Here is a 7,331-nt window from a genome sequence, read left to right on the forward strand (position 1 = left end):
GGCGGGGGCGCCGAGGGGGCGCAGGCCCGGGTGGCCCCACAGGCGTTCGTTGCGGGAAGCGGCCGGGGTGGCGCGGGTGCCCAGTTGATCCGGGCCGAACTCGAAGAATCCTGCGTCCAGTTGACGGACGAGGGGGATGTCCAGGCCGTCGATCCAGGCCATCGGCCGGTCGGTGGTGTTGTGGTGCTCGTGGAAGTGCATGCCGGGGGTGAGCAGCAGGTCGCCGCGGCGCATCGCCACCGGGTCGCCCTCCACGTTGGTCCACACACCCTCGCCCTCGACCACGAAGCGGAACGCGGTCTGGGTGTGCCGGTGGGCCGGGGCCTCCTCACCGGGGCCGAGGTACTGGATCGCGGCCCACAGGGTGGGGGTGGCGTACGCGGTGCCGGGCAGGCCCGGGTTGGCCAGCGCGATCGCCCGCCGTTCGCCGCCCCGGCCCACGGGGACCAGGTCGCCGCTGCGCGCGGCGAGCGGGTGGAGCACCGACCAGCGCCACAGGGCCGGCACGGCGTCCGGACGCGGCTGCTCGGTCATCAGACCCTCGCGCTGCGTCCACAGGGGTGTCAGATGCGCGGCCTCGAAGTCGGCGTAGAGCCTCTCGAGCGCGGCGCGTTCCTCGGTGATCGTCACGGGCGGACTCACTCCTTCGGGATGCCTGAGTCCAACGTACGACATTGAAATAACGGTCGTCTAGATTCTGAAACGCATTTCTTCGCCGATGCAGCCCTGTGCCGTGGTGCGCGTGGAACGCGCGGACCACCCCGCCCCACCCCTGGAGCGCCCCGGGTCGCCCGCCGCGCGCCCGGTCAGCCGCCGGCCGCGCCGATCACCTCGTCCACGTAACCCTCCGCCTCCGCCCGCAGCAGCCCATGCGCCTCCAGGAACACCTCATGGAGGCGGCGGCCGGCCCAGTCCTCGGGGAGCAGTTCGGGAGGCAGGTCCGGGTCCCGGAACGGCAGCAGACGGTAGTCGTGGATCAGGCGCATACGCTCGACCAGCGCGTCCCGGCCGCGCGGGACCCCGGCGCGGTAGTCGGCGAGGCGGGGCCGGTAGCGGTCGAGCAGTTCGCCGCACTCCTTGTTCAGGCCCGTCAGATCCCAGGACCTGGCCGCCATGTCCCGGTCTGCCGCGGCGGACTCGGAACGGGCGTGCAGCGCGTCGATCCGTACCGCGGGCTCGTTCGCGAAGCTCTCCCTGACCTCCGCGATCCGGTCGTGCGGACTGATCCACACCGACGCCGACAGCATGCCGAAGCCCAGCCAGGACAGCTTCTTGCGCAGCTGCTCGCGCAGCGCCCGGTCGGCTTCGGGCACCGAGTAGATGACCATGTGCCACTGCCCGTCCCACGGTCCGGGTGCCCGGGCGAAGATCCGTTCCCGGCCCTCGTCGAGGAGGCGCCACGAGGCGTCGGTGAGGACATAGGCGGTCTCCCTGCCCTCCCTACGGGCGTCGAGCCAGCCCTCCTTGCGCATGCGGGCGGCGACCACCCTGACCGTGCTCTCGGGAACGTCGAAGCAGTCCATCAGCGCGACCAGAGCACGCAGTCGGGCCTCGCCGCCCCGGTAGCGCAGATAGTCACCGAAAAGGTCGAAGACCAGCGACCGCGGTTTCACAAGCACCTCCTCGGACCCCTACGGGCCCTGCCCCTATACGTGTCAACCTCTTGACGATCGTCTCACAAGCGAAGGATATTTCACCCATACGACGGCCGTCACCGTGGCGGCACTCTTCGCGTCAAAGGAGACGCCATGGCAGACACCTTCGTTCTCATCTCCGGCGCCAGTCACGGCGGTTGGACCTGGCGCCTGGTGGCCGAGCGGCTGCGCGCCGCCGGTCACCAGGTACTGGCCCCCGACCTGCCCGGCCTCACCGACGGCGCCGACCCCCGGGAGCACAGCCTGGCCGACGTCGGCGACTTCATCGTCGACCTCGTCGAACGGCACGACCTGCGCGACGTCACTCTGGTCGCGCACAGCTGGGGCGGCTACCCACTCACCGCCGCGGCACCACGACTGCGCAAGCTCGTCTACCTTTGATCTTGCGCAGTGCTCCCTCGTAAACGGGGAGGGGAAGCGCATCCTCGGCCCTGGCGGTGCGGAGCGCCGTCGCATCACTCCGTAATGCATCTGATACGCTCAGTGCATCATCGGGGGCGATAGCCAAGTCCCCGACAATCCGAGCGAGTCTCGCACTCACTCCGGCGGCCGGAAGGGTCGTCGCTGGACAGGCATGACCTGTCAAACTCCCCGGAGCGATCCAGGGGAGAATCTCCCAGATACATCCGGGAGAGAACTTCAATGGAGCGCGTTCGTCCCAGCCGAGGGGCGATCCCTGCTGAGGCCCAGTTCACCCGACTCGACGAGCTGACGGCCGCACTGCTCAAAGCGTGAGCGCCGCGCGACCGTAAACGAACCGCCCCGGCTGCGTGGGGACGCAGCCGGGGCGGTTCGTTTGTTACTTCGTCAGGCCCGTACGGGCACCGCGTCCGGCGCGGGAGCGACGGCCCGTTGCCCCTTGGGGAGCAGGAGAACCATGAGTGCCCCGGCGGCAGCCGGTATCGCGAAGGCGTAGAAGTTCCACTCCGTGGCCAGGTCGGACGCGAGCAGGATGCCGCCGAAGGTCGGTCCTACGACCGCGCCGAGCCGTCCGATGCCCAGGGTCCAGCCCAGCGCGGTCGCGCGGACCTCGGGCGGGAAGTGCATGGCGACGTACGCGTTGACCATGATCTGCGTGCCGATGGTGCCGAAGCCCGCGACCGCCACAAGGCCGTACATCACCCAGGAGGCCGTCGGCGAGCTCAACAGGTAGATGGACAGGGCCGCCGCGACGAACGTGACCGCGGTCACCGGCTTCATGCCCAGCCGGTCGCCGACCGGCGCCACCAGGATGGACCCGACCGCCGCGCCGACGTTCATCATCACCAGGAACAGCAGCGAGCTCGACAGCGGATAGCCAGCCGACTTCATGATCTGCGGCAGCCAGGTGTTGAGCCCGTACACCAGCAGCAGCCCGAAGAAGCTGGTGATCGCGAAGAGCACGGCGGGCCCGAAGTGGCGCCTGCTGAACAGGACGGCGACCGGGCTCTTCGCGCGCTGCCCGGACGCGGAGGGCACCGCCTCCGGCACGTGTGTGCCCAGCCTTTCGGCCAGTCGCGCGGCTTCGTCCGTACGGCCCTTGGCGACGAGGTAGCTGAGGGATTCGGGCAGGTGACGCCACAGGAGGGGGACGACGATCAGGAGCGGGGCGGCGCCGATCCAGTACATGATCCGGAAGCCGAACGCCGGCATGAGGGACAGTGCCAGCGTGGCGGCCAGTATGCCGCCGACCGGGTAGCCGGCGAACATCAGCGCGTTGTTCAGGCTGCGCCGGTGGGACGCCGAGTACTCGGCGGTCAGCGCGATCGCGGTGGGCATCACACCGCCGAGGCCGAGCCCGCCGAGCAGCCGGAACAGCCCGAAGAGCTCGGCGCTCGGTGCCAGCGCACAGCCCGCCATGGCCAGCGAGAACCAGCTCACGCTGATCAGCATCACCTTCCGCCGGCCGACGGCGTCGGTGGCCACACCGGCGACCAGTGCGCCGACCAGCATCCCGACGAGGGCGTAACTGCCGATCACCCCGGCCTCGGGCGCGGTCAGTTCCCAGGGCTCGTACTGCATGAGGGCCGGCACCGTGGCCCCGTAAACGATCAGGTCATACCCGTCGAACATGATCACCGCAAAACACAGCCCCAAGACCGTGAGTTCACTGCGGCTTCTGGAACGGACGTCTCCTGGCGTCATTGCCACCACCATCCTGTACGGCTCTTGAGCGGAGGTCACCGATGCCGGGGAGTATGTGCCATATACAAAACGGACGTCAAGAATCTGACACGAATTGCTACTGCTGGCCTGTGGCTACTGATTCGAAACGCCTTCGTTTCGCTACAACCAGGAGACGACCGTGATCAATAGGCCGGTACGTGCAGACCTTCCGTCAGGCCGCATACCCTCCAGGTAGTGCCTGCTGTACCTCTGCTTGGGGCGTGCGCGGCAATGATCTGCGGGCCTGTGGTTGGTGTGCTGGACACGTCACATCAGCCGTCTCCGAAGGGGCACCGCGATGAGTTCCCGAGCACACGTCGCCGTCACCACCGCCACCCGACCGACGCCCGCCGGCCCGGAGGGCGACCGCGGCAGTCTGCGGGACAGCATCCGTCGCCGTCCGTTGACTTGGTTCTTCTCGCTGGCCTACGTGTTGAGTTGGGCGGCGTGGACACCGTACGTACTGTCCGAAAACGGCCTGGGCGTCTGGAACTTCACCTTTCCCGGGGCCGCCGGGAGCTCCCAACTGCTCGGCGTGCTGCCCGGCGCCTACCTCGGCCCGATCGCGTCGGCCCTGCTGGTCACCGGCGTCACCGAGGGACGTACCGGACTACGGGCCTGGCGCCGGCGGATGACCAAGTTCAAGGTCAGCTGGCGCTGGTACGCAGTGGTGCTCGTCTCGGTGCCCGCGGCGCTGATCCTGGCGTCGGCCGCACTGGCCGGCCGCGGCCCCGAACTGCCGTCCGCCACCGTGCTGGCCGCGTTCCTGCCCGGCCTGATCCTGCAGATGGTCACCACCGGTCTCGCCGAGGAGCCCGGCTGGCGCGAGTTCGCCATGCCCCGCATGCAGCGCCGCTACGGCCCTGTGCTCGCCACCCTCGTCGTCGGTGTCCTCTGGGGTTGCTGGCACCTGCCGCTGTTCCTGAGTGACTGGGGCGGCGGGCCGGATGTGGGCGTCATGAAGCCGCTGGAGTTCGTGGTCTCGGCGATCGCCCTCAGCTTCGTCATGACCTGGGTGTTCAACCGCTCCGGCGGCAGCATGCCGCTGGTGATGCTGCTGCACTGCGGCATCAACAACTACATCTCCATCGCCTGGTCGGACATGTTCCCCACCCTGTCCTCCGACGCCACGACCCACGCCCTCCTGCTCACCTCGACCGCCGCGGCCCTCGTCTTGCTGCTCGCCACCCGGGGGCGACTCGGTTACGTGCCGGACGCCACGACGGCGACGAAGCCGCTCACGGAGGTGCCCTCGCACCAGCTGCACCGCCTGTGAGCCGGGCTCGCTTGGCCGCCACAGCAGCCGGGTCGGCCGGCCCGTACGCCGAACCTCCCCGTCACGTCCGTGGATGTGGCCGGGGAGGTTCGGCGTACGGTGCGGTGGGCGCGGCTATCGGATGGCCGTGCCGAAGGCGTTTCCTGCGGCGGGCAGACCGTTCTGGCCGGGCTGGTACGTCGTCACCGCTCCGGTCGTCCCGATCGGGCTCGCCCAGGGCAGGGCGTGCACGGCGCCGTGGGTGGCGGGGCCGTTGGGCATGCCGATGTAGAGGCGGGTGGCGGTGGTGTGGAGCGAGTTGCCGACGGACTGGTTGGCACCCGGGGTGCCGGGCAGGCCGTTGCCCGCCTCGACGAAGGAGTCGGAGCCACCCGGCGCGCCGAGGAGCGAGAAGGTCTGCACGGCGCCGGCGCCCTTCACCGCGCCGATGGCCTCGCCGGGTATGCCGACCGCCAGCCGCAGACCGGCGGCGGAACTCACCGCGTTCGGCGACGTGTTGACGGCGGACACCTTCGCCCCGAAGCGGTCGCCGGCCTCGGCCGTGCCCGTCACATCGACGGCTTCCTGCCCGAAGTCGGCGAGCTCGCTGACCGCTCCGGCCCCGGTCACCCGGAGCGCGAGGACCCGTCCGGCGTCCGCCCGGTTGGCGTTGTTCACCGCGACGGCCTCGCCGGGAGAGCCGACGGCGATGATCGAGTCGGTCGCGGTGGCGGCGCCGGAGGGACGGTAGGCGACCGCCGCGAGCGAGGCGCCGAACTCGTCGTTGGCCTCCGCCGAGCCGCTGATACCGGCGGTGTCCTGGTCGATGCCCGCCACCGGGGCCGGGATGCCGTCCGAGCTCAGCTGATGCTTGAGGACGGTGAAGGTACCGGAGGCAGCGTTGGTGCCGATGGCGTCCTGTGGGGCGCCGATCGCGATGTGGTTGGGCGAGCCGGTGACGGAGGTGCCGAGCCGGTCACCCGCTTCCGCCGATCCGGGCATGCCCGGGCTGTCCTGGCCCACCGCGACGTTGACCTTGCCGCGCAGGTAGAAGGTGTTGCCCGCGTCCGCCACGCTGCCGGTGTCCTCGCCGGGCGCCCCGATCAGCAGGTACGGCTCGCCTGCGGCGGTGTGACCTGCGGCGATGGCGTGCCCCATCCGGTCCCCGGCCTCGGACGAGGCCGCCTTGACGGCACCCGCACCGCTGCCCTGCTCAAGGGTCAGGGCCGCCTGCCCCTTGGTCAGGCCGCCCGGAGCGCCGTACAGCACGACCACGTGGCCGGCGTCCGAGGCGGACCCGATGGCCTCGGCAGCAACGCCGACGACAAGGTCAGTACAGCCGTCCTCGTTGTGGTCGAACACCGCAAGCTGCTCACCGAACCAGTCACCCGCTTCGGAACCACCGGGCACGGAGTCGAGGTCCTGCGTGAACTCGGCGTTGCCCTTGCCGCCGCCGTACACGACCCGCACGAGGCCGGCGTTCGCGTCCCCGCCGATGGTCGCCTTGGGGTCGCCTACGGCGATGTCTTCGGCGCCGTCGCAGTTGAAGTCGGTGGGGCGGGGCGTCCCGACCGTGGCCTCGACCCAAGCGGCCACGTCGTCCACGCGGGTGGCGACCGCGCCCGTACGGGTCTCTTCGCTGTTGAAGCAACCGCCCTGCCAGGACCGGCTGCTGACAGCGACCAACTCGGCCTTGCCACCGGTCTCACGCATGACCGGGCCGCCCGTGTCGCCCGCGCAGATCGCCGAAGTGGCGCCCGCACCAACGAGGTTGACGGAGTCGGCGGTGGGCACGCCGTCCACGGTGAAAGCGGAGGAATGCAGCTTGCCGGGCGCCCACTGAGTCTTCGTACGGCCGTATCCCGCGGCCTTCAGACTCTCGCTCGAGGATGGTGCTGCTGAGGCGAGCGGCACCGGCACGATCCCGGTTGCGGGCCGCGCGAGCCGGGCCAGTACGAGATCACGGCTCTCGTGCGGCACGATCTCGACGACCGTGGTGACCGCTCCCTTGGCGGAGGCAAGATCGGTACGGCCGATGGTCGCGGTGGTCTTCCAGGCGGGCTTCCCCGCGGTGACCGTCCCAGGCTGCTGCGGATCGGCGGCGAAGCAGCTGGCGGCGGTGGCGATCCACTGGGGCGCCACCAGAGCCCCGGAGCAGGCGCGTTCGGTGTCGCCCATGACGAGCTTGGCGGTGAAGGCGTATGTGCCGTCGGTGACGGGATCCCCAGCTACGGCGAACGCGGGCGCAGCAGTGAGAGAGGTCGCGGCTGCGGCCG

At 70.1% G+C, this 7,331-nt stretch carries 6 protein-coding genes; 2 read left to right on the plus strand and 4 right to left on the minus strand.

Annotation, left to right across the window (positions count from 1 at the left end; translation table 11 throughout):
• A partial coding sequence (locus G6048_RS45715) for a cupin domain-containing protein (protein ID WP_165345527.1) occupies positions 1–675 on the minus strand: 675 nt, incomplete at its 3' end.
• A gap of 131 nt (positions 676–806) precedes the next feature.
• Positions 807–1,613: a PaaX family transcriptional regulator gene (locus tag G6048_RS45720; protein WP_165345528.1), complete on the minus strand. Its 807-nt coding sequence runs from the start codon at positions 1,611–1,613 to the stop codon at positions 807–809.
• 135 nt (positions 1,614–1,748) lie between these two features.
• Between G6048_RS45720 and G6048_RS45725 the strand changes: the two genes are divergently transcribed.
• Positions 1,749–2,036, plus strand: coding sequence for an alpha/beta fold hydrolase (locus G6048_RS45725; protein ID WP_165345529.1), 288 nt, complete (start codon positions 1,749–1,751; stop codon positions 2,034–2,036).
• A 426-nt stretch (positions 2,037–2,462) separates the two neighbouring features.
• On the opposite strand, the gene G6048_RS45730 is transcribed toward G6048_RS45725, so the two are convergent.
• Positions 2,463–3,707, minus strand: coding sequence for an MFS transporter (locus G6048_RS45730; RefSeq protein WP_206342953.1), 1,245 nt, complete (start codon positions 3,705–3,707; stop codon positions 2,463–2,465).
• A 391-nt stretch (positions 3,708–4,098) separates the two neighbouring features.
• Here G6048_RS45730 and G6048_RS45735 point away from each other — a divergent pair, with 391 nt between their 5' ends.
• Complete coding sequence (locus G6048_RS45735; RefSeq protein WP_165345531.1) at positions 4,099–5,076, plus strand: CPBP family intramembrane glutamic endopeptidase; 978 nt, start codon at positions 4,099–4,101, stop codon at positions 5,074–5,076.
• A 114-nt stretch (positions 5,077–5,190) separates the two neighbouring features.
• On the opposite strand, the gene G6048_RS45740 is transcribed toward G6048_RS45735, so the two are convergent.
• A partial coding sequence (locus G6048_RS45740; RefSeq protein ID WP_165345532.1) for a S1 family peptidase occupies positions 5,191–7,331 on the minus strand: 2,141 nt, incomplete at its 5' end.

Source organism: Streptomyces ureilyticus (assembly GCF_011045025.1).
GTDB classification, from domain to species: domain Bacteria; phylum Actinomycetota; class Actinomycetes; order Streptomycetales; family Streptomycetaceae; genus Streptomyces; species Streptomyces ureilyticus.